This window comes from Siccirubricoccus phaeus, from assembly GCF_008360935.1.
In the GTDB taxonomy this organism is placed as follows: domain Bacteria; phylum Pseudomonadota; class Alphaproteobacteria; order Acetobacterales; family Acetobacteraceae; genus Siccirubricoccus; species Siccirubricoccus phaeus.
In genome coordinates this window covers 26,646-48,850 of the sequence record NZ_SRXO01000008.1, presented here as the reverse complement: position 1 = coordinate 48,850, position 22,205 = coordinate 26,646, and the positions used below count along the sequence as shown (strand labels likewise).

Sequence of the window (22,205 nt, the reverse complement as noted above, 5' to 3'; positions counted from 1 at the left end):
TGCTGCCGCCCGGCCACCGCCTCAGCCGAGGTAGCGCGCCCGCAGATGCGCCAGGAAATCCTCCGGATCGAGCGGCTTGCCCGTGGCATGCCGCAGCAGATCCTGGAAGCCGAGGCGGGAGCCCTGGCTGTGCACCTTCCCGCGCAGCCAGGTGGTCAGGGGACGCAGATCGCCCTCGGCGATCGCCGCCTCCAGCCCCGGCACCGCCGCCCGCGCCGCCTTCATCAACTGCGCCGCCGCCATGGCGCCCAGGGTGTAGCTGGGGAAATAGCCGAAGGCGCCGTCATGCCAGTGGATGTCCTGCAGGCAGCCCTGCGCGTCATCCGGCGGCGCGATGCCGAGCAGGGTGCGGAACCCCTCGTTCCAGGCGGCGGGCAGGTCGGCGGCGTCCAGCCGCCCCTCGATCATGGCGCGTTCCAGCCGGAAGCGCAGGATGACATGGGCGGGGTAGGTCAGCTCATCGGCATCGACGCGGATGAGGCTGCGCGCCACGCGGCGCCAGTGGCGGGCGAGGTTGGCCTGGGCGAAGCGCGCCGGGTCGCCGCCGAAGACCGCCTGCAGCCGGCGGCCGAGGAAGCCGAGGAAGGCGTCCGAGCGGCAGGCCTGCATCTCGATGATGAGCGACTGCGATTCATGCGCCGCCATCCCCGCGGCCTGGCCCACCGGCTGGCGGGCCCATTCTTCCGGCAGGCCGCGCTCGTACAGCGCATGGCCGGTCTCGTGCAGCACGCCGAGCAGCGCCTTCCCCACCTCCTGCTCCGCATAGAAGGTGGTGATGCGGACATCGGTGGGGGTGCCGCCGCAGAAGGGGTGCAGGCTTTCGTCGAGGCGGGCATGGGCGTAGTCCAGCCCGACGCGCTCCGACATCTCCCGGCACAGCGTCCGCTGCAGCGGCACCGGGAAGGGGCCGGTGAGCGGCAGGGGGGCGGGGGCGGCGGCCTCGCGGGCCTCGGCCTGGGGCAAGGCCTCGGCGAGGAAGGCTTGGTAGGCGGCGAAGATCGGCTCCACATCGGCGGCGGCGATGCCGGGCTGGTAGCCATCCATCAGCGCATCATAGGGGGCGAGGCCGAGGGCGGCGGAAAGTGCGGCGGCGGTCTCCCGCTGCAGCCGGACGACCTCGGTGAGGTGGGGGCGGACCAGGGCGAAATCGGCGCGGGCCTTGGCCTCCCGCCACACCTTCTCGCAGGCGGCGTTGGCGCGGGTGGTGGCCTCCACCAGCGCCGTGGGCAGGCAGGTGGCGCGGAGATGCTCGCGCCGCATCAGGGCGAGGTTGGCTTCGGGCCATTCGCCCTCGGCCGCGGCGGCGGCGAGGTCCTCGGCGACCTCCGGCGCGGTGAGCAATTCATGCTGCAGGCCGGCCAGGGTGGCGAGCTGCTCGCCGCGGGCGGCGCCGCCGCCGGGGGGCATCATGGCGCTGGCGTCCCAGTGCAGCATGGCGCTGGCCTCGCCCAGCGCGGCGATGCGGGCAAAGCGGGTGGCGAGGCGCTGATAGGCGGCGTTCATGGGTTGGTTCCTTCAGGGCCTGCGGCCCGGGCGTGCAATCCGCGCGCCCGGCGCCACCGAGCGCTTCCGTCGCGACAGCCATGCGGCCTGCGGCGTGTCAAGGTTGCGGCGCCGCCGCGCAGGGCGAAGCGCGGTCCTTCAGGGCCACATGGCGGCGGGCCGTCCCCGCCCGCTGCCCGGCGCGCGATGCCGACGCAGAGGGCCGCCTCGTGGAAGAGACGACGCCCGCCCGCTTCAGACGCCGTCCTCATCCGGAGGCGGCGGCACGGGATCCGGCCGCCGCCGCATCGCCGCCACCACCACCGCCACCAGCGCCGCCGCCAGCCCATACCAGGTGACGGCATAGCCCAGATGCGGGTTGGTCGGCCGCGGCAGCCTGCTGGCCGCCACCGGCAGCGCCCGGGGGTCGGCGCCGGGCGCTGCCAGCGCCACCAGGCCGAAGGGCGAAGGCGGCGGCAGGTCCAGCGCCTGGCCGATCGCCGCCGGGTCGAAGAGGTAGAAGCGGCGGCCGGCCGGGTCGTCGCGCGGGCTGTTCCAGTCGCGCTCATCCGCCTCCCGGACATAGCCGGTGACCGCCACCTCGCCCTCCGGCCGGGCGATCGGCCGGTCCCGCTCCAGCGGCACCCAGCCACGGTCCACCAGCAAGGGCGGCGCCCCTTCCCGCAGCAACGGCACCAGCAGATGGGCGCCGAGGCTGTTGCCGCGCAGCTCCACCCCCAGCAGCGCCTCCCGCCCATGGTCGAAGCGGCCGGTGGCGGCCACCTTGGCATAGGGCTCCGGCGTGCCGGTCAGCGGTACGGCCGGGCCGGCCTCGGCGGCGGCGATCCGGGCCAGCAGGTCGGTCTTCCAGTGCAGCCGCTGCACCTGCCAGGTGCCGAGGCCCAGCAGCGCCACCAGCACCGGCAGGGCACAGAGCGGCAGCAGCCAGCCTCGCCCGCCTCCCCGCCCGCGCCCTGCCATGGTCCGCGCCTCACACCCCCTGCCGGTGACGGTAATTCAGCCCCAGCAGCGCCGCCTTCGCCACCCGCATCACCCCCACCGTCAGCGGCAGCACCACCACCGGCCACAGTACGGCATGCACCCAGAGCGGCGGGCCGAATTTCGTATCGACGATCAGGGCGGCGATCACCGCAATGGCGCCGACCAGGAAGATGCCGGCGACGGCCGGCCCGTCCCCCGCATCATGCGCCCGGAGATCCAGGCCGCAGACCGGGCATTCCTCCCGCACCTCCAGCACCCGGATGAAAAGCGGGCCGCGCCCGCAGCGCGGGCAGCGGCCCAGCAGGGCCGCCGGCACCAGCGGTGCCGGCCCAGCCGCCATCATCTCAGTGCTCGGCGATCTCGCCGGCGCCCCACCAGTAGATGCAGACGAAGAGGAACAGCCACACCACGTCCACGAAATGCCAGTACCAGGCCGCCGCCTCGAAGCCGAAATGCCGCTCCGGCGTGAAATGCCCCTTCATGGCGCGGATCAGGCAGACCAGCAGGAAGGTGGTGCCGACCAGCACATGGAAGCCGTGGAAGCCGGTGGCGAGGAAGAAGGTGGAGGGATAGACGCCGCCGGTGAACTTGAACGGCGCCTCCATGTACTCCACGGCCTGGAAGAAGGTGAAGCTGGCGCCGAGCACCACGGTCAGCGCCAGGCCCTGGATCAGCGTCTTCCGGTCGCCATGCAACAGCCCGTGATGCGCCCAGGTGACGGTGCAGCCGGAGAGCAGGAGGATCATGGTGTTGAGGAAGGGCAGGCCGAAGGGATCGAAGGTGAGGATGCCCTTCGGCGGCCAGACCGCCACCTCGGCGCCCGAGACATGCGCCGGATAGAGGGCGAAATGGAAATAGGCCCAGAAGAAGGCAACGAAGAACATCACCTCGGAGGCGATGAAGAGCGTCATGCCGTAGCGCAGGCCGATGCGGACGATCGGCGTGTGCATGCCGGGGGTATGGGCTTCCCGGATCACGTCCCGCCACCAGAAGAACATGGTGGCGGCGACGCCGATGATGCCGAGCCAGAGCATCCAATGGATGCCGTAATGCGCCAGCAGGATGATGCCGAGGACCAGCGCGCCGCCGGAGAAGGAGCCGATGAGCGGCCAGGGCGAGGGATCGACCAGGTGATAGGGGTGCTTGTGCAGCGGGGCGGGTTCCGCCGTCGCCATATCCGTGGTGCTGGCCATCGCGCGTCCTGACAGGGTGAGCCGGTGTCCCGGCGCAGTGTGCCGCATCAATCCCCAAAACCGGGCAGGGATCAAGGGCGGGGGTGGGGAATTCCGGTGTTCGGGAGGGGGCTCAGCCCCTCTCGGGCTCTGCTCCGCCAAAGGCCGAAGGGGCTTTGGAAACCGTGGATCCGGACGAGACGGTCAAGACGCCAAACTCTAGAGCGGTTTCACGCTGATTGTGCAGCGCGAAACCGCCCTGGCTTATGGATTGTAGAGCAGATTCACGCCTCCGGGCGATGCCGCCCTCCGGCGATCTGCTCTAGAGCGGGATCGGTTGAGCTGCGCTCACCCGCCCCGCTCTAGCTCGTTGTTCGGTCTCGTGATTCACGGTTTCGGTCGATTCGACCTCAACCGATCACGCTCTAGGGTTCCAAGGGCCCTTCGGCCCCTGGCGGGGAGAGTGCGAGAGGGGTCGCGCCGTAAGGCGCGCCTTACGGCGCGACGCCCCTCTCAAGGCGTCGCCGGCCCGACATGCGGCCCGGCATTGGCCAGGGCCCCGCTACGCTCCGCATCGTCCAGGCTGCGGAAGAAGGTGTAGCTGATGGTGATGGTGCGGATGTCCCGCGTATTCGGGTCCTCGGCCATCTTCGGGTCCACCCAGAAGGAGATGGGCATGTCCACCTCCTGCCCCGGCGCCAGGGTCTGCTCGTTGAAGCAGAAGCAGGCGGTCTTGTGGAAATACTTCCCCACCACCTCCGGCGTGACGTTGTAGGTGGCGACGCCGGTCACCGGCTGCCGGGACTGGTTGGCCGCCTGGTAGAAGGCCACCCCCTCCTCCCCCACCCGCAGGGAGGTGGCGTTCTGCATGGGGGCGAAGCGCCAGGGCAGGTTGGGCTGGGTGTTGGCGTTGAAGCGGATGGTCACCACCTGCTCCGCCGCCCCCGGCGCCGCCGGGCCGCCGACCTGGACGGTGCCGTTATAGCCCGTGACCTGGCAGAAGATGCGGTAGAGCGGCACGGATGCGAAGGAGAGGCCGACCATGCCGGCGACGAAGCCGGCGACGCCGACCCCCATCAGGCGATTGCGGCGGCGGAGCTTGGCGGAATCCATCATGCGCCTCACCTGGAGCGTGACCGCCGGAATGCGATCACCGAAAAGCGTGACCCACGCGACCGAACGATGCGCCGGGGCGGACGGGCGCCCGTCCCGGGCTGGTGGCGGCCCCCGTCAGCCCCGCAGCACCCGGGCCGCGCTGATGAAGAAGAACAGCACGACCAGGGCCAGCAGGGCGCCGAGCACCGCCCAATTCTTCTGCCGCCGGCGGCGGTAGAATTCGGCCCTTTCCTCCGGCGTCACCGCAGCACCAGCGCATCGAGGACAAGGGCAAGGAAGAGTAGGGCCAGATAGGCCAGCGAATAGCGGAAGGCCCGCCGTGCCGGCGCATCGCCGGTCAGGCTGCGGCCCTCGGCATCCTGGCGGTCCCGCCAGACGCGGACGGCATGGTAGACGAAGCCGCCGCCGAGCAGCAGCGCCGCCCCGGCATAGAAGCGCCCGGCATGGCCGAGCAGGACCGGCAGCAGGGAGATGGGCAGCAGCAGCAGGGTGTAGAGCAGCACCTGCCGCCGCGTCTCCCGCGCGCCGCGGCTCACCGGCAGCATCGGCACGCCGGCGCGGGCGTAATCCGCATGGGCGTAGAGGCTGAGCGACCAGAAATGCGGCGGCGTCCAGAAGAAGATGATGGCGAAGAGGACGACCGGGTAGAGGCTCACCTCCCCGGTCACCGCCGCCCAGCCAACCACCGGCGGGAAGGCGCCGGCGGCGCCGCCGATGACGATGTTCTGCGGCGTCCGCCGCTTCAGCCAGATGGTGTAGATGAAGACGTAGAAGAGGATGGAGGTGCCGAGCGTGGCGGCCGCCACCCAATTGGTCGCCAGCCCCATGATGCCGACCGAGGCGGCGGCGAGGCCGACGCCGAAGGCCAGCGCGCCGCCCGGGGCGATGCGCCCGGCGGGGATGGGCCGGGACTGGGTGCGGCGCATCACCGCATCGATGTCCCGGTCGTACCACATGTTGATGGCGCCCGCGGCGCCGGCGCCGAGGCCGATGCAGAGCATGGCGGCGATGGCCAGCGCGACGGGCAGATGCCCGGGCGCCAGCAGCAGGCCGCAGATGCCGGTCAGCACCACCAGGGAGACGACCCGCGGCTTCAGCAGGGCGACCCAGTCGGAGACCTCGGAGAGGTCGGGCTCGATCGGCGTGGCGGCGGCTGCGTCTGACATGGCGGGGGTTTACGGCCTTGCAGCAGGAAACGCCACACCGGGCGGCGCGGCGTTCCGGAAGCGGTTCCAATAGCCGGGGCGCGCGGCGCGTCCGCGGCAATCCGTGCCGCCCGAGGTCACCGACCCCGCGGCGGCAAGGGGCGAACGAGGCCGGCGAAGCGGCGGCGGCCCCGGCCCCGGCCCCTGGGCGGGTCCAGCGGACCCGCGGCAGTTTCGAGCCTCGGCGGATTCAACCAACCCGCGAAAGCTCCGAACCCCAGCGGGCCCAACCAACCCGGGGCAGCTCCGAACCCCGGCGGTTCACCGAACCCGCGGCAATTCCTCAAAGGTGTGGAAGGGCGGCGGGGAGCTGACCTGCCATTCCAGCGTCGTCGCACCCTCGCCCCAGTAATTGTCCGCCACATGCTCCTTGGAGGTGAAGGTCCTCCAGCAGACATAGAAGAAGACGAGCAGCGAGAGGCCGGCGAGATAGGCCCCGATGGAGGAGAGGGCGTTCCACGGGGTGAAGGCGTCCGGATAGTCCGGGTAGCGGCGGGGCATGCCCTGCGCGCCCAGGAAGTGCTGCGGGAAGAAGATCAGGTTGGCGCCGATGAACAGCAGCCAGAAATGCACCTTCCCCCAGAACTCCGGGTACTGCTTCCCGCTCATCTTCCCGATCCAGTAGTAGAAGCCGGCGAAGATGGAGAAGACGGCGCCGAGCGACAGCACGTAGTGGAAGTGCGCCACGACGTAATAGGTGTTGTGCAGCACCACATCGACGCCGGCATTGGCCAGCTTCACGCCGGTGACGCCGCCGATGGTGAAGAGGAAGATGAAGCCGATGGCCCAGAGCATCGGCACCTTCAGCTGGATGGAGCCGCCCCACATGGTGGCGATCCAGGAGAAGATCTTGATGCCCGTCGGCACCGCGATGACCATGGTCGCGGCCATGAAGTAGGCCCGCGTGTCCACGTCGATGCCCGAGGTGAACATGTGGTGGGCCCAGACGACGAAGCCGACCACGCCGATCGCCACCATGGCGTAGGCCATGCCCAGGTAGCCGAAGACCGGCTTGCGGCTGAAGGTGGAGACGATGTGGCTGATGATGCCGAAGCCCGGCAGGATCATGATGTAGACTTCGGGATGGCCGAAGAACCAGAACAGGTGCTGGAACAGCACCGGGTCGCCGCCGCCCTCCGGCTTGAAGAAGGCGGTGCCGAAGTTCCGGTCGGTGATCAGCATGGTGATGGCGCCGGCCAGCACCGGGACGGCCAGCAGCAGCAGGAAGGCGGTCACCAGCATCGCCCAGACGAAGAGCGGCATCTTGTGCAGCGTCATGCCCGGGGCGCGCATGTTGAAGATGGTGGTGATGAAATTGGCCGCGCCCATGATGGAGGAGGCACCGGCGAGGTGCAGCGCGAACAGCGCCAGGTCCATCGAGATGCCGGGGTGGTAGGCGATGTCCGAGAGCGGGGTATAGATCGTCCAGCCCGCGCCCGCGCCCTCACCGATGAAGAGGCTGGCGACGCCCAGCATGAAGGCCGGCACCAGCAGCCAGAAGCTGATGTTGTTCATGCGCGGGAAGGCCATGTCCGGCGCGCCGATCATGATCGGCACGAACCAATTGCCGAACCCGCCGATCAGCGCCGGCATGACCACGAAGAACACCATGATGATGCCGTGGGCGCTGACCACGGCATTCCACACCTGGCCATCGGCGAAGATCTGCAGGCCGGGGCTCTGCAGCTCCATGCGCATCAGCAGGGAGAGCAGGTAGCCGACCAGCCCGGCGAAGACCGAGAAGATCAGGTAGAGGGTGCCGATATCCTTGTGGTTCGTGCTGAAGAACCAGCGGACAAAGAAGCCCGGCGCATGGTCGTGATGCTCGCCGTGGCCATGGGCCTCGTGCTCGGTCGCGCTTGCCATGGGATCAGTCCCGCCTCGTCTCGGTCGTTGCCAGGGCAGCCAGTTGCGGCGCCGCATCCGGTGCCGCGGGGGTGGCTGCCGCGTATTTCTTCTTCGCCTCCTCCAGCCAGGCCTGGAATTCGGCCTGGGGGACGGCGCGGACCTGGATCGGCATGAACCAGTGGTTGGTGCCGCAGATCTGGTTGCACTGGCCGTAGAAGGTGCCGGCGCGGTCGGCGCGGAACCAGGTCTCCAGCGTCCGGCCGGGGATGGTGTATTTCTGCACGCCGAGGGAGGGGACGAAGAAGCTGTGGATCACGTCCTGCCCCGTCGTCAGCACCCGCACATTGGCACCGACCGGGATCACCAGCGGCTCATCCACCGTCAGGTTGCGGAGCTGGCCGGGCTGCAGCTCCTCGGTCGGGATCGGGCGGCTGTCGAAGGCCAGGCCGCCATTGTCCGGGTAGGCGTAGTGCCAGTACCACTGCCGGCCCTGGACATTGATCGTCAGATCCGCCTCGCGCGCCCGGTCCTCATAGTAGATCAGCCGGAAGGAGGGGATGGCGATGATGATGAGGATCAGCACCGGCACCACCGTCCAGGCCACTTCCAGCAGCGTGTTATGGCTGGTGCGGGAGGGGGTGGGGTTGGCGCTCTCGCGGAACCGCCACACCGCATAGGCGAGCAGCGCTGTGACGAAGATGCTGATGAGGATGATGATCCACAGCACCAGGGTGTTGAAGTCGTGGATCGCCTCCTTCACCGGCCCGAAGGCCTCCTGGAGGTTGATGCCCCAGCGGTGCGGGGCGCCCACCGCCTGCTCCGTCGTCCCCTGAGCTGCTGCTCCCGGCGCCGCTGCCCCCTGGGCCGCCGCCTGACCGATGCCCATCAGGGTGGCGGCCGCCAGCCCCAACGCCCTGCCGAACCAACGCAAGCTGAGCCAACGCCCGATGACAAGCTGCATCCCGTATCCTGCCCGGACGCGCCGGCGCGCGCCGCCCTGATGCCTTCACAGCCGCCGGCTGCCGCGAGGCGGGCCGGACGGCGCGCCGCGCCCCCTGACGACGCAGGGGGGGAGCGATGCAGGCGGACCATAGTCGGGCCTTCGCAGCCTCACAAGGTAGGCTGGGCGGCACCGGCGCCGGGTTACATGGCCGTGCGGCGGATGCGCCGCGGCGGCGGCTCAGCCGCCGCCCTCGGCTTCCGCATCCACCTCGGCGACATGGTCCACCATGTCCGACAGCATGGACCGGATATGCTCGTCCTGCACTGCATAGAAGACCTGGCGGCCGCGGCGGTCCGCCTGCAGCAGCCGCGCCGCGCGCAGCAGCCGCAGATGGTGGGAGACGAGGGAGGCGGAGATGCCGAGCCGCTCCGCCATCTCCCCCACCGCCGCCGGCGCGTCGAGGCAGGCAAGAATGATTCGCAGCCGCGTCGGGTCGCTCATCAGGCGGAACATCTCCGCCAGCTCCACGACCTGGTCGTCGCCGATCCGCTCCAGCCCGCGCATATCGCCTCGCTTCACCCGGCCGTTACACTCGCGCCCTTGCCGCGCCAGGGCAAGCGAGGGCCGGCAAGCGAAGGCTTGCAGGCGAAGTCTTGACAGAAGACGCCAGCGGCCGCACCTGCAGATGCAACTCTAACCGCTTGAAAAATCAGGAACAACTGAACAGTTGAAGACCTGTTCACGCATCGCCTGTTCCGCCGCGGGGCGCCGGCCATGCTGACGCGGCCGCATTCCGCGACGGCGGAGCCCGGCGTCAGCCTGCCGGAGATCCATCGCAGCGTCGGCGTGCCGCATGCCGGCGGCTGGCTGCGCCGGCTGCTGACCTTCATCGGCCCCGGCTATCTGGTGGCCGTCGGCTACATGGACCCTGGCAATTGGGCGACCGCCCTCGCCGGTGGCTCGGCCTTCGGCTACACGCTGCTGACCGTCGCGCTGGCCTCCTCGCTGATGGCCATGCTGCTGCAGGCGCTCTGCGCCCGGATCGGCATCGCCACGGGGCGGGATCTGGCGCAGCTCTGCCGGGACCGCTTTCCGCGGCCGGTCAATCTCGGGCTGTGGGCGCTGGCGGAGGTGGCGATCTGCGCCACGGACCTGGCGGAGCTGATCGGCACCGCCATCGCGCTGGAGCTGCTCTTCGGCATTCCGCTGCTGCTCGGCGTGGTGCTGACGGCGCTGGATGCGCTGCTGATCCTCTGGCTGCAGCATCGCGGCGTGCGCTGGCTGGAAGCACTGGTGGCCGGGCTGATCTTCCTGATCTTCGGCTGCTTCGCGGCGCAGCTCGCGCTGGCGCAGCCGGAATGGGGGGCGGTGCTGCGGGGCTATCTGCCGTCGCTCTCCATCCTGACGGAGCAGCAGCAGCTCTACATCGCCATCGGCATCCTCGGTGCCACGGTGATGCCGCATAATCTCTACCTGCACACCGCCGTGGTGCAGTCCCGCGCCGTCGGGGTCGGGGTGCTGGCGAAGCGGGAAGCGATCCGCTTCGCCAGCATCGACAGCACGGCGGCGCTGTGCCTGGCGCTGCTGGTGAACTCGGCCATTCTCATCACCTCGGCCGCCGTCTTCCATGCCGGCGGGCGGACGGAGGTGGCGGAGATCCAGGAAGCCCATGCGCTGCTGGCCCCCATGGTCGGCACCGCCGCCGCCGCCACGCTGTTCGCCGTGGCGCTGCTGCTTTGCGGGGTGAATGCGACGGTGACGGCGACCATGGCCGGCCAGGTGGTGATGGAGGGGTTCCTGGGGTTACGCTTGCCCCCCGTGGTGCGGCGGCTGGTGACGCGGCTGGTGGCGATCGTCCCGGCGGTGGTCGTCACCGCCTTCTGGGGCCCGTCCGGCACCGCGGAGTTGCTGGTGTTTTCCCAGGTGGTGTTGTGTTTGCAGCTCCCTTTCGCCGTGGTGCCTTTGATGCTGTTCGCCAGCGACCGCCGGCGCCTGGGCGAATTGGCCGCCCCGCGCTGGCAGCTGGTGCTGGGCTGGGCGGCCACGGCCGTGATTCTGGTGATGAACGCCAAGCTCCTCTGGGACGCCGTAGCCGGTTGAGGCTTCTGCTGCGGGCTGTCGGAATTGGCAGATTCGGACCGGGGTCCGGGGAGGGGATTGCCGGCGATGCCGGCAATCCCCGGCGGGGGCTTGGCGGCAGAGCCCCCGTCTTTCTTTTGTTTCTCCTATGGTTTTCCCCTGCCGTGGCCCAGGATTGGGGCCTGTGCCGCCAGGCCATCGCGGCGGCCGAGCCGGCTTCCGGCCTCCCCCGTGGCCTGTTGCTGGCGATCGCCATGGTCGAGACCGGCCGCCACGACCCCGCCACCGGCCGCATCGCCCCCTGGCCCTGGTCCTGGAATGCCGGCGGCGAGCCTGGCTTCGCCCCCAGCCGCGCCGCCGCCGAGGCCGAGCTCCGCGCCCTATTGGAAGCCGGCCGTCGCTCCGTCGATGTCGGCTGCATGCAGGTCAATCTGCTGCACCACCCCGACGCCTTCCCCCGCCCGGAGGACGGCTTCGACCCCGCGCGGAACGTCGCCTATGCGATTCGCTTCCTGAAGGAGCTCTACGCCCGCACCGGCAATTGGGGCAGCGCCATCGCCCAGTACCATTCGTCCGAGGACGCCCGCGGCGCCGCCTATCAGAGCCGGGTGGCGATGGCGCGGCTGGCGGCGGCCTGGGGCCAGGGGGGCAGCGTGCCGCTGCGCGCCGCCCGGGGCCTTTGCGCCGCCGGGCGGCAGCCGGTGCTGGTCTTCCGCCGCGGGGCGCCGCGCCCCCATTTGGCCTGCGAGGTCAGGCGAAGGCCAGATTCGGCACGCGCACCAGGGTGAACAGGCCGAAGGGCTGGCAGGGCTCGATCTCCGCCGCCTGGCGGGGGTCGTCCAGCAGGTCGCCCAGGGCGAAATCCGGGTGCCAGCCCAGCACGCGGGAGAGCGGCGCCAGGGTCCGTTCCGCCCACCAGCGCAGCCCGCCCTCGGCGGCGAAATGGTTCACGAAGAGCAGCTCGCCCCCCGGCCGCACCACCCGGCGCATCTCGCGGAACAGGCGGCGGGCATCCGGCACCACCGTCGCGGTGAACATGGCCACGGCGATGTCGAAGCTGCCATCGGCGAAGGCCATGGCTTCGGCATCCATCTCCACCAGCCCCTCGACGTTGCGCAGCTTCTCCTGCTGCACCCGGTCGCGGGCCTTGGCCAGCATGTCGCGGGAGAGATCGATGCCGACCACGCGCTTGCGCGGGTCGTAAAGCGGCAGGGCGAGGCCGGTGCCGACGCCCACCTCCAGCACGCGACGGCCGGGCAGCCGGTTCACCGCGGCGACGGCCCGGCGGCGGCCAGCGCCGGAAACCCCACCGAAGACGCTGTCATAAACGCCGGCCCAACGGCGATAGGCCTCGCGCACCGCCTCGGTATCGAGCGCTGCGCGAGGGTGGCCGGCATGCGCGATCAGCTTGCGCTCAGCCACCTGGAGCCTTGCGTGGGAAATGACCCCTCTCCCCGGAATTCTTGAAAGCTTCGCTAGACCAAGCGGGACTCTGACGCAAGCGGGGTTTCAGTTCGTGGCCGGACGGCGATCCGGCAACGCCACCAGCACCCCGCCCCCGGCGATGACCAGCGCACCGACCAGGGTCCAGATATCCGGCCAATCGGCAAACACCGCAATGCTGGCCAGGGTTGCCCAGATGAGCTGGGTATAGGAGAGCGGGGCGAGCAGGCTGACGGGCGCCCGGGCATAGGCCAGCACCAGCAGCCCATGCCCCAGGGCCCCCAGCAGGCCGAGCGCCACCAGCAGCGGCCAGTCCCAGGCGCCCGGCCAGGTCCAGACCAGAGGCTGCACCAGGCTGGTGGCGATGGTGGCGGCGAAGCCGGTGTAGAGGATGGTGGTGCGCGGGTCGTCCACCGTCACCAGCTTGCGGGTGAGGATCTGGTACACCGCGGAAAGCGCGGCGGTGCCGAGCGGCAGGAGCACCGCCCAATGCATCGATGCCCCGCCGGTGAGGAAGGGCGGCCGCAGCGCCACCATCACCCCGAGCAAGCCGATCAGCACGCCGCACCAGCGGCGGGGCGAGACCCTCTCCCGCAGCCAGACCGCCGCCAGCGCCACGGTGAGCAAGGGGGAGGCGAAGCCGATGGCGGTGGCATCGGCCAGCGGGATATGGGCGAGGGCGCTGGAGAACAGCCAATTGGCGCCGGCCAGCAACAGGCTGCGCGTGCCCTGCAGCAGCGGCGCGCGGCTGCGCCAGGGCAGGCGCCCCATGGTGACCTGGAACATCACGGCAACCGAAAGCAGGCTGAACAGGAAGCGCGCCCACATGAGCTGCGGCACGGCAAAGCGGGCCGTGAGCAGCTTGATGAGCGTGTCCATGCAGGTGAAGGTCGCGAGCGCCGCCACGATCAGCGCCACGCCGGCAAGCCGGCCGTTCACCGGCCGGTCGAAAAATGGGGCATGGGGGGCATAATGGCGGGCGAAACCTTGGGGGCAAGTGGGTAGGCGGGACGCCGCCCCGGGCCCGGCAGGAGGCGCTGCCTCCTGCACCTCCGCCGGGGGGTGGACCACCCCCCGGACCCCGGTCCGAGTCGAAACCCGGCTGTCCCGGCTACTCCGCCGCGAGCCGGGCGGGGTCGAGCTCCACCTGCTTCACGTCATAGGCCAGCAGGCTGTCCCACAAGCGGGGCAGATCGGCCTCGAACAACCCGCGCGTCACCCCGGCCGCCACCCGCGGCGCGGCAATGCTGAGCGCGTTGATCGAACTGCCGGCCGGGCCGAAACTCATGGAGGTGCCGATGCCGAAGAGATGGATGTCGCGGATCCAGGGTGTCTCGCCGGGCCGCTTCTCCTCGAAACTGCTATCGGCGGCGAGGTAGGGGAAGCAGCCCAGACGCTCATCCGCCTCCGCCGCCGGCGGGGTGTAGCGGTCGTGCCACTGCGCAATGTTGCCGGCGCAGGCGGCCAGCTCCGGCACCGCGCTCGGGTCCATGCGCACGCCGGTGCCGCAGATGAGGAAATCGGCGCGATGCTCGCCCTTCGGCGTTGTCACCACCGCCTCCGCGCCCTCCGCCCGGGCGGCGGTCCAGGGCTGGCCGATGCGCATCAGGAAATTCGGGAAGCGGGTGACGCGGCTGTAGGTGTCCTGCGGAAAGCCCTCCCGCAGCCCCAGCACCTTCGCCATGAAGCGCCAGCGCCATGCATCCGGCATCTGGTGCATGTGCTTCAGGAAGCCGGCGAAGGTCAGCCAGCGATAGGGCTGGATCACCATCGGCTCCGCCCGGCGGCAGAAAAGCTGGACATCGGCGGCGCCGGCCTCCAGCGCCATCGCCGCATTGTCGAAGGCCGAGGCGCCGGCGCCGAGCACCGCCACGCGCTTGCCCCGCAGCGCGGCGAAGTCGATCTCCTCCGCCGCATGCGCCCGCAGGTGGCGCGGCAGGGCGGCGACGAACTCCGGCATCCACCAGAAGCCGACGCCCTCCTGCCCCGTCGCCAGCACCACCTTGCGCGCCAGCATGGGGCCGTCGGAGGTCTCGACGCGGAGGCAGGGCAGCCCGTCATCCGTCCGCGAAGGGGTGATGGCGCCCGCCGCCACGCCGTTCCGCACCTTCACCCCGGTAATGCGGCGGAACCACAGCAGGTAGTCCTGCCACAATTCCTTCGGAATCCAGGTCATGCGGTCGAAGTGGTCGGCGCCGAACTGCGCCTCGTGCCAGGCCTGGTAGCAGAGGGAGGGCAGCTTGAGGTCTGGCCCGATCTGCGTCTTCCAGGAGCGCAGGGTGCGCATCCGCGCATAGGTGACCCAGGGCCCTTCCTTGCCGTAGGGGGCGCGGTCCACCACCAGGAGATTGTCCACCCGGTCCCGCTGCAGCGCATGCGCGACGGCCAGACCGCACTGCCCGGCACCGATGACGAGGCAGTCCAGCACGGGCTTGCCGCCGCTGGTCTTCGGCACCAGCCAGGGCGCGCTGGGGTGGGCGGTCAGCGCCAGGTCGCGGCGGACATCCTGTTCCAGCTCGGCGAGCGTTTTCGGGGCGGGCATGTTTCACTCCTGCTGCATCGCAGCATAAGGGGGAGTGGCGCAGCTTGTGGAGGCCGCGATGCGCGGAAGGGGATGGCCAGGGGCGCGGCGCGCATGGCCCCTTCCCGCCAGGCGCCGACGGGAGCAGGCTGTGGCGCATGTGGCCGCCCCCGCCCCGCGAACTGCCGGTTCGCCGCTTCTCCGCCCTGCCCGCTGGCCTGCGCCAGCCGCGCCGGACCCCGTGGTCGGATGCCAACCGCGCCGGCGCGCCGATCGACAGCTTCCTGGAAGGCCCCTGCTTCGACGCCGCCGGCAATTTCTTCGTCAGCGACATCCCGAATGGCCGGGTGTTCCGCGTCGCGGGCGAGGCCTGGGAGAAGGTCGCGGAATATGATGGCTGGCCGAACGGCCTCGCCGCCCGCGAGGGCGAGCTGCTGATCACCGATTACCGCCACGGGCTGCTGAGTCTGGACCCCGCCACCGGCGCCATCGCCCCGCTGCTGGAGAATCTGCTCTCCGAGGGCTTCCGCGGGCTGAACGACCTGGTGCTGGACGCGGCGGGGAACATCCTCTTCACCGACCAGGGCCAGACCGGGCTGCAGGACCCTTCCGGCCGGGTGTACCGGCTGGGCGTCGGTGGCCGGATCGACCGGCTGCTCGCGAACGGGCCGAGCCCCAACGGCGTCGCCCTGAACGCCGCCGGCACGCATTGCTATGTGGCGATGACGCGAAGCTGTGAGGTCTGGCGCTTCGCCCTGCGGCCGGATGCGGTGGTGGGCAAGGCGAATTGCTTCTTCCGCGTGCCCGCCGGCACCAGCGGCCCGGACGGCATGGCGGTGGATGCGGCGGACCGGCTGTTCGTCGCCAATCCCGGCCATGGCCAGGTCTGGGGGGTGGACCCGCATGGCGTGGCGCTGTTCCGGCTGGACTGCACCGCCTTCGGCCGGGCGCCGACCAATTGCTGCTTCGCGCCGGATGGCCGGACGCTGCTGATTACCGAGAGCCAGTCGGGGACGGTGCTGGCGGCGGAGATTCCGGGGTGAATGGGGGCAGCGCCCCCTGGCCCCCCCGGCGGGGGGCGCTGCCCCTGCACCCCCGCCGGGGATTGCCGGAATCCCCTCCCCGGACCCCGGTGGGGAGTCGGCGGGTTGAACCGTCGGGTCTGAAACTCAGACCGGGGTCCGCGGCCAGGTCCTGGCCCCGGCGGGGTCCAGGGGCAGAGCCCCTGGCGGGGACATGGGGGCGGAGCCCCCATCATCACCACCCCTGATCCACATGGAACCCCAGCGCCCGCTGCCACATCGCCCGGGCAAAGCGCGGATCCTCCGCCAAGGCCGCGCCCTCCACCCCGCCTTGGCGCAGCGTGCCCAGCATGGCGGCCAGCATGCCCTCATCCAGCAGCGCCACCACCCCGGTGGTGATGGCGAAGCCCAGCACCCGCCCCACCCGGCTGGCCAGCACCGTGCCGGGCGGCGCCGTCTCCGCCAGATTCTGGTCCACCAACCAGATTTCCCCGCCCAGCAGCGCATCCTCCAGCACCAGCCCTTCTTCCGGGTGCCGGTCCAGCACGCGGAAGATGGAGAGCCAGGACCGGGTCAGCGCGTTCAGCACCAGCGCCGCCTCGCCCGGCAGCCGCGCATGCTGCCTCGCCACCCGGTCGATGGCCCGGCTTCGCCCGGGTGGCGCGGTGTAGATCGCCAGGTCGAAGGCATAGGCCAGCTCCTCCGCGGAATTCTGGCCCATCTCCTCGTCCAGGCTCAGCCCCAGGCGCTGGATCTGTTCCCGGATCTTCTCCCGCGGCGTGGCGCGCACCGCCAGCTCCTGCAGCCGCTGCCGGGCGGCGGCGCAGCGCGCATAGGTTTCGCGGATCTCCTCGGCGCTCATCGCCATGGCGTCATTTCCCGATGCAGAATTCGCCGAAGACGGCGTCCAGCACCGCCTCCACCCCCACCTGGCCGGTGATGCGGCCCAGCGCCCTGAGCGCCGCCCGCAGCGCCTCCGCCCGCAGCTCCGGCAGCGGCGCCGAGGCCAGTTCCGCCAGCCATCCGGCCGCCTCCTCCAGCGCCGCCCGGTGCCGCGGGCGGGTCAGCAATGCCGAGTCGCCGGTGCCGGCCAGTTCGGCCGCCGCCGCTTCCAGCCTTTCCCGCAGCGCCGCCAGCCCCGCCCCGGTCCGGGCGGAAACCGCCAGCGGCGCTACCCCGCCAATCTCCGCCGGGGCCGGCGCCAAATCCAGCTTGTTCGCCAGCACCAGCGTGCCGGGGCGCACCCAGCCCAGCGTCTCGGCATCCGGCGCCCGGTCCACGGCGAAGACGGCCAGCACCAGATCGGCCTCCTCCGCCCGCCGCCGCGCCCGCCGCACCCCCTCGGCCTCGATCTCGTCCGCCGCCTCGCGCAGCCCGGCGGTATCGGCCAGCGTCACCGGCACCCCGCCCAGGTCCAGCCGCACCTCCACCACATCCCGCGTCGTGCCGGCGCGGGCGGAGACGATCGCCGCCTCCCGCCCCGCCAGCGCGTTCAGCAGCGAGGATTTCCCGGCATTCGGCGCGCCGAGGATGGCGACCACCAGCCCCTCCCGCAGCCTCTCCCCCCGCCCGCCATCGGCCAGATGCGCCGCCATCTCCGCCCGCAGCGTCGCCGCATCCCGCGCCACTTCGTCGTCCAGCTCGGCGGGCAGGTCCTCATCCTCGAATTCGATGAAGGCCTCCTGCCGCGCCAGCAGCGCGGTCAGCCTTCGCGCCCAGCCGCCATAGAGCGCCGCCAGCGCGCCCCCCGCCTGGCGCAGCGCCTGGCGCCGCTGGGCCGCCGTCTCGGCGGCGATGAGGTCGGCGATGCCCTCCGCCGCCGTCAGATCCAACCGGCCGTTCAGGAAGGCGCGGCGGGTGAACTCCCCCGGTTCGGCCGGCCGGGCGCCGGCGGCGACCAGCGCGTCGGCGACGCCCGCCACCACCGCCGGGCCGCCATGCAGATGCAGCTCCGCGCTGTCCTCGCCGGTATAGCTGGCGGGGCCGGGGAACCAGAGCAGCAGCGCCTCGTCGAGCAATTCGCCCGTCCCCGGGTGGCGCAGCTTCCGCAAGCTGGCCCGCCGCGGCACCGGCAGCCGCCCCGCCAACGCCGCTGCAATCTCGTCGCTGCCGGCACCGGACAGCCGCAGCACCGCCACCGCCGCCCGCCCGGCGCCGGAGGCCAGGGCGAAAATGGGCGGATGCTGGATCACTTCTGCTTCGGCGGCGGCACGTCCTTTTCGGTCAGCATCAGCCGCGGCACCCGCCCGCCTTCCATCAGATGCGCCGTCAGAATTTCGTCGATATCCGCCGGAGTCTGCGGCCGGTACCAGATGCCCTCGGGGTAGATCACCAGGGTCGGACCGAATTCGCAGCGATCGAGGCACCCCGCCTGGTTCACCCGCACATCCTTCAGCCCAAGCTCTTTCGCCCTGGCCTTCATGTAGTCCTTCAGCTTCTCGCTGCCGCGGGCGGCGCAGGAGCCGCGCGGATGCCCCTCCTGCCGCCGGTTGCAGCAGACGAAGACATGGGCGCGGAAATACGGCGGCGGGTCGCCAGGGCGGGCGGCGTCGGGCATCTGTCTCTCCCCTCGGCCGGCATCCGGCCTGCTGCCGGAGATGTAGCTTCGCCCCCCCGCCCCGGCCAGGGCCGGAACCCGGCGCTTGACGCCCGCCCCAGGGCGGTGTGGCATCGACCGCCGGATGCCGCATATCTCGCTCCATACCCCGCTCGGCGAACTTACCGTCTTCGAGGCGGAAGGCAGCATCGTCGCGCTCGATTGGGGGCGGGCCCCGAAAGGCGAGGTCACGCCGCTGCTGCAGCGGGCTGCCGACCAGCTCCAGGACTATTTCGACGGCCTCCGCACCGGCTTCGACCTGAAGCTGGCGCCGGAGGGCACCGAGTTTCGCCGCAAGGTCTGGGCGGCGCTGACGCGCATCCCGGCCGGGCAGACCCGTTCCTATCTCGACATCGCGCGGGAAGTGGGCTGCCGCGCGCCCCGCGCCATCGGCCAGGCCAATGGCGCGAATCCCATCCCCATCCTCATCCCCTGCCATCGCGTCATCGCCAATGACGGCACCATCGGCGGCTATTCCGGCGGCGAGGGGCTGTCCACCAAGCGCTTCCTGCTGGCCCTTGAAGCCCGGGCCGTTTCGCAACACAACGCCGACCCATTGCCCCTGTTCGGCCGCAGCCCCACGCCAGCGGCCGAGGGCCATTGAAGGAACCCCCCGATGAACCACGCCATCCGCGTCCATGAGCACGGCGGTCCCGACAAGCTGGTGTGGGAGGAGGTGCCGCTGCCCCACCCCAAGCCCGGCGAGGTACTGGTGCGCCACGGCGCGGTCGGGCTGAATTACATCGACGTCTATTTCCGCACCGGCCTCTACAAGGCGCCCTCCATGCCGGTGACGATCGGCATGGAGGGGGCCGGCACGGTGGAGGCCGTGGGCGACGGCGTGACGGAGCTGAAGGTGGGCGACCGCGTCGCCTATGCCGGCGCGCTCGGCGCCTATGCCGAGGCGCGCGCGCTGCCCGCCGACAAGGTGGTGAAGGTGCCGGAGGGCATCGACTTCACCCAGGCCGCTGCCATGATGCTGCAGGGCATGACCGCGCAGTTCCTGGTGAAGCGCACCTACCCGGTGAAAAAGGGCGACGCCATCCTGGTGCATGCCGCGGCCGGCGGCGTCGGCTCCATCCTGGTGCAATGGGCGAAGCATCTCGGCGCCACCGTCATCGGCGTGGTCTCGACGCCGGAGAAGGCGGCGCTCGTCAGGTCGCTCGGCGCCGACCACGCCCTGCTGACCAGCGAGAACATCCCGGCCCGGGTGAAGGAGATCACCAGCGGCGCCATGCTGCCCGTGGTCTATGACAGCGTCGGCCGCGACACCTTCCTCACCTCGCTCGACTGCCTGCGCCCCTTCGGGCTGATGATCAGCTACGGCAATGCCTCCGGCCCCGTCACCACCGATCTCGGCGTGCTGGCGGCCAAGGGCTCGCTTTACGTCACCCGCCCGACGCTCAACACCTACACCGCGAAGCGGGAGGATCTGGTGGCCACCGCCGCCGATCTCTTCGCCGCGGTGAAGTCCGGCGCGGTGAAGATCGCGGTGAACCAACAGGTGTCACTGAAGGATGCCGCCCAGGCGCATATCGCCCTGGAAGGCCGGAAGACCACCGGCAGCACGGTGCTGATGCCGTAATTCCGACGACGATGGCCGCCGGGACCATGAACCGTTCCTGCCGGAAAATTTCCGGCTGATGGACAGGCTGCAGCAGCTCATGGTCTTCCGCCGCGTGGTGGAAACCGGGAACATCACCCGGGCCGCCCGCGACCTGAATCTCTCCCAGCCCTCCGTCTCCCGCCTGGTCGCCGAGCTGGAGCAGCGCCTCGGCGTGCCGCTGCTGCTCCGCTCTCCCCGCGGCCTCGCCGTCACCGATGCCGGCGCCGCCTTCCATGCCGAGGCGGTGCGCATCATCGATGCGCTGGACGAGGCGGAGGCCAGCGTCCGCGGCGCGCAATCCGGCCTCAGCGGCACCGTCCGCCTCACCTGCATCGGCGCCTTCTTCGACGCGGTGGTGATGCCCTGGCTGAGCGACTTCCTGCTGGCCAATCCCAACCTGGTGCTGGAAGCGCATCTCAGCCCCAACATCATCGACCTGGTGGAGCAGGGCATCGACCTCGCCATCCGCTTCGGCGAGCTGAAGCACCAGACGCTGATCGCCCGGAAGATCGGGCGGCTGGACTTCGCCTTCTACGCCGCGCCGGAGTACCTCGCCCGGGCAGGCAGGCCGGAAACGCCGGAGGCGCTGGCGGGGCACAGCTTCTGCTCCCTGCTGGTCGGCGGCAGGCCGTGGGAGGAGGTCCAACTTGAAGGGCCGAGCGGGGAAGCGGCGATGGTGAACACGCCGAGCCGCTTCCGGGCGGACAACCTCGTCAGCCTGATCAGGGCGACGCGGGACGGCTTCGGCATCTCCCTGCTCACGCCCTGGTCCGCCACGCCGCATGTGGAAGCGGGCGCGATCGTGCCGGTGCTGCCGGGCTGGCGGAGCGAGCCGCATGACGTGCATGTGGCGTGGCCCTCGACGCGGGCCATGCCGCGACGGGTGAGAGCGGTGCTGGACGTGCTGGTGAAGAAGGCGGCGGAGGATCCCAGGCTGCGGGCGCGGTAGCGTCCATGGCAGGGGGCGCTGCCTCCTGCACCCCCACCGGGGGGGGGAAGAGCTTCCCCCCGGACCCGGCCCTGAGTCAGGCCGGCGCCAGCCAATAACGGTAGCAATAGGCTTCGCGCAGGCCCAAGCTTTCCTGCAGCGCGATCGAGGGCGCATTCGTCGCCGCCACCTGGGCCGTCAGCACCGATGCGCCGCGCGCCCCGGCCCAATGCGCAGCGGCACGGATCAGCCTTGCTGCCAGGCCGCGGCGACGGAATTCCGGCCGGGTCGCCAGATCGAAGAAGCCGCAGAACGGGCCTTCCGCCACGGCAAAGAGACAGGCGGCATCCACGCCCTGCTCCCGCAACACCAGCCAGGCGCCGGGGGTGGCCAACAGCTCCGGATTGCGCAGCTTCTCCGCCTGTCGGGCCGGCACCTGGTATTCGGCCGTCGCCACCAGCGCCATCCAGGCCGCGCTCGGCCCGCCCTCGTCGCGCACCGCCGCATCCGGCGCCGCGACCGGCGTCAGAGGGCCGACCATCACCAGGCTCTCATCCTGCTCCGCATAGCCACGCGCCTGCAGGAACGGGCCCAGCCCCACCGGGTCCAGCGGCGTCGAGCGGAAGCGCGGCCGCAGCCCCATGCCCGCGAAGCAGGCTTCCACCCGCGCCACCACCCCCGGCAGATCGGCCAACGGCGCCGGGTCCAGCGAGCTGGCGGCATTGCCCCGCCCGGTGCCGCCCAAAAACCCTTTCACCACGAAGGGACCGATGAATGCCTGGCGCGGCGCCGGCAGGGCGGTGAGGCAGAAGCGCTCCAGCGCCAGGATGTCGTGACCCATCGGACCCTCGGCCGGGCTGCGAGGCCGGACGACCGAAGACGGTCGCCACGGGCGCGGCCGGAGCCAGGGTCATAGGAGCCACGCCGCGTCACGGCTAGTGTCGTCCTGCCCGCGAAGTTCGCTGGATTTCCAGCGGACGCAGCGGACAAGCAGGCCACTGAAAACAAAAGCCAGTAGCCCGAGAACGAAGTCCGCAGGGCTGCGGAATCGGGACACTTGAGCATTCTCAAGTCCGGCGGACTCGCCGGACGCCTCGGAAAATGCGACCAGACAAAGGGCTGGAGCGGGTTCGCCGAGCGCAGGCGCGGTGAAACCGCCCTGGACCCCGGCCCGCCAGACAGAAGCGCGGGCTTATGCCAGCGGCCCCGATCGGCGACCCGTTCTAGAGCGGGATCGGTTGA

General features: G+C 70.8%; 23 protein-coding genes. 6 read left to right on the top strand and 17 right to left on the bottom strand.

The features are described 5' to 3' along the window. Positions 1 to 21: 21 nt before the first annotated feature. The 10 genes from E5N76_RS12935 to E5N76_RS12895 form a co-directional block, all read right to left on the bottom strand. Positions 22 to 1,503, bottom strand: a complete 1,482-nt coding sequence (locus E5N76_RS12935) for a carboxypeptidase M32 (RefSeq protein ID WP_149537723.1) — start codon at positions 1,501 to 1,503, stop codon at positions 22 to 24. A gap of 234 nt (positions 1,504 to 1,737) precedes the next feature. After that, positions 1,738 to 2,463, bottom strand: coding sequence for an SURF1 family protein (locus tag E5N76_RS12930; protein WP_149537722.1), 726 nt, complete (start codon positions 2,461 to 2,463; stop codon positions 1,738 to 1,740). A gap of 10 nt (positions 2,464 to 2,473) precedes the next feature. After that, positions 2,474 to 2,824 (bottom strand): DUF983 domain-containing protein, encoded by a 351-nt coding sequence (locus tag E5N76_RS12925; RefSeq protein ID WP_149537721.1) that lies wholly within the window; start codon positions 2,822 to 2,824, stop codon positions 2,474 to 2,476. Between the two features lie 4 nt (positions 2,825 to 2,828). Then, positions 2,829 to 3,677, bottom strand: coding sequence for a cytochrome c oxidase subunit 3 (locus E5N76_RS12920; RefSeq protein WP_149537720.1), 849 nt, complete (start codon positions 3,675 to 3,677; stop codon positions 2,829 to 2,831). 492 nt (positions 3,678 to 4,169) lie between these two features. Beyond that, complete coding sequence (locus tag E5N76_RS12915; RefSeq protein WP_149537719.1) at positions 4,170 to 4,772, bottom strand: cytochrome c oxidase assembly protein; 603 nt, start codon at positions 4,770 to 4,772, stop codon at positions 4,170 to 4,172. A 114-nt stretch (positions 4,773 to 4,886) separates the two neighbouring features. Continuing rightward, on the bottom strand, positions 4,887 to 5,015 hold the full coding sequence (locus E5N76_RS31025; RefSeq protein ID WP_268921305.1) for a hypothetical protein: 129 nt from the start codon (positions 5,013 to 5,015) through the stop codon (positions 4,887 to 4,889). Beyond that, the gene (locus E5N76_RS12910) at positions 5,012 to 5,938 is read right to left on the bottom strand and encodes a heme o synthase (RefSeq protein WP_149537718.1); all 927 of its coding nucleotides are present in this window, start codon (positions 5,936 to 5,938) and stop codon (positions 5,012 to 5,014) included. Before E5N76_RS12910 ends, E5N76_RS31025 begins: the two co-directional genes overlap by 4 nt. 300 nt (positions 5,939 to 6,238) lie before the next feature. Then, complete coding sequence (gene ctaD / locus E5N76_RS12905) at positions 6,239 to 7,843, bottom strand: cytochrome c oxidase subunit I (RefSeq protein ID WP_149537717.1); 1,605 nt, start codon at positions 7,841 to 7,843, stop codon at positions 6,239 to 6,241. A gap of 4 nt (positions 7,844 to 7,847) precedes the next feature. Continuing rightward, positions 7,848 to 8,786 (bottom strand): cytochrome c oxidase subunit II, encoded by a 939-nt coding sequence (gene coxB, locus E5N76_RS12900; RefSeq protein ID WP_149537716.1) that lies wholly within the window; start codon positions 8,784 to 8,786, stop codon positions 7,848 to 7,850. Positions 8,787 to 9,005: 219 nt separating this feature from the next. Further along, the gene (locus tag E5N76_RS12895) at positions 9,006 to 9,347 is read right to left on the bottom strand and encodes a metalloregulator ArsR/SmtB family transcription factor (RefSeq protein WP_328593059.1); all 342 of its coding nucleotides are present in this window, start codon (positions 9,345 to 9,347) and stop codon (positions 9,006 to 9,008) included. 195 nt (positions 9,348 to 9,542) lie between these two features. Between E5N76_RS12895 and E5N76_RS12890 the strand changes: the two genes are divergently transcribed. Next, the gene (locus E5N76_RS12890) at positions 9,543 to 10,868 is read left to right on the top strand and encodes an Nramp family divalent metal transporter (RefSeq protein ID WP_149537715.1); all 1,326 of its coding nucleotides are present in this window, start codon (positions 9,543 to 9,545) and stop codon (positions 10,866 to 10,868) included. Between the two features lie 143 nt (positions 10,869 to 11,011). Next, complete coding sequence (locus E5N76_RS12885) at positions 11,012 to 11,635, top strand: transglycosylase SLT domain-containing protein (RefSeq protein ID WP_187830138.1); 624 nt, start codon at positions 11,012 to 11,014, stop codon at positions 11,633 to 11,635. Here E5N76_RS12885 and E5N76_RS12880 read toward each other — a convergent pair. The 3 genes from E5N76_RS12880 to E5N76_RS12870 form a co-directional block, all read right to left on the bottom strand. After that, a complete protein-coding gene (locus E5N76_RS12880; RefSeq protein ID WP_235907696.1) occupies positions 11,598 to 12,269 on the bottom strand; it encodes a class I SAM-dependent methyltransferase in 672 nt (223 codons plus the stop codon). The two genes, E5N76_RS12885 and E5N76_RS12880, sit on opposite strands and share 38 nt — an antisense overlap. A gap of 87 nt (positions 12,270 to 12,356) precedes the next feature. After that, positions 12,357 to 13,229 (bottom strand): DMT family transporter, encoded by an 873-nt coding sequence (locus tag E5N76_RS12875; protein WP_149537713.1) that lies wholly within the window; start codon positions 13,227 to 13,229, stop codon positions 12,357 to 12,359. 172 nt (positions 13,230 to 13,401) lie between these two features. Then, positions 13,402 to 14,832, bottom strand: coding sequence for an NAD(P)-binding domain-containing protein (locus tag E5N76_RS12870; protein ID WP_149537712.1), 1,431 nt, complete (start codon positions 14,830 to 14,832; stop codon positions 13,402 to 13,404). Positions 14,833 to 14,969: 137 nt separating this feature from the next. Between E5N76_RS12870 and E5N76_RS12865 the strand changes: the two genes are divergently transcribed. Next, on the top strand, positions 14,970 to 15,854 hold the full coding sequence (locus E5N76_RS12865) for an SMP-30/gluconolactonase/LRE family protein (RefSeq protein ID WP_149537711.1): 885 nt from the start codon (positions 14,970 to 14,972) through the stop codon (positions 15,852 to 15,854). Positions 15,855 to 16,068: 214 nt separating this feature from the next. On the opposite strand, the gene E5N76_RS12860 is transcribed toward E5N76_RS12865, so the two are convergent. The 3 genes from E5N76_RS12860 to E5N76_RS12850 are packed head-to-tail and all read right to left on the bottom strand — an operon-like array spanning position 16,069 to position 18,390. After that, entirely contained in the window at positions 16,069 to 16,701 is a 633-nt protein-coding gene (locus E5N76_RS12860) for a hypothetical protein (protein ID WP_149537710.1), read from the bottom strand. Positions 16,702 to 16,705: 4 nt separating this feature from the next. Then, a complete protein-coding gene (gene mnmE, locus E5N76_RS12855) occupies positions 16,706 to 18,022 on the bottom strand; it encodes a tRNA uridine-5-carboxymethylaminomethyl(34) synthesis GTPase MnmE (RefSeq protein WP_457852677.1) in 1,317 nt (438 codons plus the stop codon). Next, the gene (locus E5N76_RS12850) at positions 18,022 to 18,390 is read right to left on the bottom strand and encodes a (2Fe-2S) ferredoxin domain-containing protein (RefSeq protein WP_149537708.1); all 369 of its coding nucleotides are present in this window, start codon (positions 18,388 to 18,390) and stop codon (positions 18,022 to 18,024) included. Before E5N76_RS12850 ends, mnmE begins: the two co-directional genes overlap by 1 nt. Before the next feature lie 124 nt (positions 18,391 to 18,514). Here E5N76_RS12850 and E5N76_RS12845 point away from each other — a divergent pair, with 124 nt between their 5' ends. The 3 genes from E5N76_RS12845 to E5N76_RS12835 are packed head-to-tail and all read left to right on the top strand — an operon-like array spanning position 18,515 to position 20,984. Further along, the gene (locus E5N76_RS12845) at positions 18,515 to 19,033 is read left to right on the top strand and encodes a methylated-DNA--[protein]-cysteine S-methyltransferase (RefSeq protein ID WP_149537707.1); all 519 of its coding nucleotides are present in this window, start codon (positions 18,515 to 18,517) and stop codon (positions 19,031 to 19,033) included. 12 nt (positions 19,034 to 19,045) lie between these two features. Then, entirely contained in the window at positions 19,046 to 20,014 is a 969-nt protein-coding gene (locus E5N76_RS12840; RefSeq protein WP_149537706.1) for a quinone oxidoreductase family protein, read from the top strand. A 58-nt stretch (positions 20,015 to 20,072) separates the two neighbouring features. Then, positions 20,073 to 20,984 carry a LysR family transcriptional regulator gene (locus E5N76_RS12835; protein ID WP_149537705.1) on the top strand — a complete coding sequence of 304 codons (912 nt, stop codon included), beginning with the start codon at positions 20,073 to 20,075 and terminating at the stop codon, positions 20,982 to 20,984. A gap of 76 nt (positions 20,985 to 21,060) precedes the next feature. On the opposite strand, the gene E5N76_RS12830 is transcribed toward E5N76_RS12835, so the two are convergent. Beyond that, positions 21,061 to 21,804, bottom strand: a complete 744-nt coding sequence (locus E5N76_RS12830; RefSeq protein WP_149537704.1) for a GNAT family N-acetyltransferase — start codon at positions 21,802 to 21,804, stop codon at positions 21,061 to 21,063. Between the last annotated feature and the right edge of the window lie 401 nt (positions 21,805 to 22,205).

What these genes read in the sequence shown, in the direction of transcription:
- E5N76_RS12935 (WP_149537723.1), bottom strand. Translation starts at nt 1,503, where the DNA reads ATGAACGCCGCCTATCAGCGCCTCGCCACCCGCTTTGCCCGCATCGCC.
- E5N76_RS12930 (WP_149537722.1), bottom strand. Translation starts at nt 2,463, where the DNA reads ATGGCAGGGCGCGGGCGGGGAGGCGGGCGAGGCTGGCTGCTGCCGCTC.
- E5N76_RS12925 (WP_149537721.1), bottom strand. Translation starts at nt 2,824, where the DNA reads ATGGCGGCTGGGCCGGCACCGCTGGTGCCGGCGGCCCTGCTGGGCCGC.
- E5N76_RS12920 (WP_149537720.1), bottom strand. Translation starts at nt 3,677, where the DNA reads ATGGCCAGCACCACGGATATGGCGACGGCGGAACCCGCCCCGCTGCAC.
- E5N76_RS12915 (WP_149537719.1), bottom strand. Translation starts at nt 4,772, where the DNA reads ATGATGGATTCCGCCAAGCTCCGCCGCCGCAATCGCCTGATGGGGGTC.
- E5N76_RS12910 (WP_149537718.1), bottom strand. Translation starts at nt 5,938, where the DNA reads ATGTCAGACGCAGCCGCCGCCACGCCGATCGAGCCCGACCTCTCCGAG.
- ctaD (WP_149537717.1), bottom strand. Translation starts at nt 7,843, where the DNA reads ATGGCAAGCGCGACCGAGCACGAGGCCCATGGCCACGGCGAGCATCAC.
- coxB (WP_149537716.1), bottom strand. Translation starts at nt 8,786, where the DNA reads ATGCAGCTTGTCATCGGGCGTTGGCTCAGCTTGCGTTGGTTCGGCAGG.
- E5N76_RS12890 (WP_149537715.1), top strand. Translation starts at nt 9,543, where the DNA reads ATGCTGACGCGGCCGCATTCCGCGACGGCGGAGCCCGGCGTCAGCCTG.
- E5N76_RS12870 (WP_149537712.1), bottom strand. Translation starts at nt 14,832, where the DNA reads ATGCCCGCCCCGAAAACGCTCGCCGAGCTGGAACAGGATGTCCGCCGC.
- E5N76_RS12865 (WP_149537711.1), top strand. Translation starts at nt 14,970, where the DNA reads ATGTGGCCGCCCCCGCCCCGCGAACTGCCGGTTCGCCGCTTCTCCGCC.
- E5N76_RS12860 (WP_149537710.1), bottom strand. Translation starts at nt 16,701, where the DNA reads ATGGCGATGAGCGCCGAGGAGATCCGCGAAACCTATGCGCGCTGCGCC.
- E5N76_RS12850 (WP_149537708.1), bottom strand. Translation starts at nt 18,390, where the DNA reads ATGCCCGACGCCGCCCGCCCTGGCGACCCGCCGCCGTATTTCCGCGCC.
- E5N76_RS12845 (WP_149537707.1), top strand. Translation starts at nt 18,515, where the DNA reads ATGCCGCATATCTCGCTCCATACCCCGCTCGGCGAACTTACCGTCTTC.
- E5N76_RS12840 (WP_149537706.1), top strand. Translation starts at nt 19,046, where the DNA reads ATGAACCACGCCATCCGCGTCCATGAGCACGGCGGTCCCGACAAGCTG.
- E5N76_RS12835 (WP_149537705.1), top strand. Translation starts at nt 20,073, where the DNA reads ATGGACAGGCTGCAGCAGCTCATGGTCTTCCGCCGCGTGGTGGAAACC.
- E5N76_RS12830 (WP_149537704.1), bottom strand. Translation starts at nt 21,804, where the DNA reads ATGGGTCACGACATCCTGGCGCTGGAGCGCTTCTGCCTCACCGCCCTG.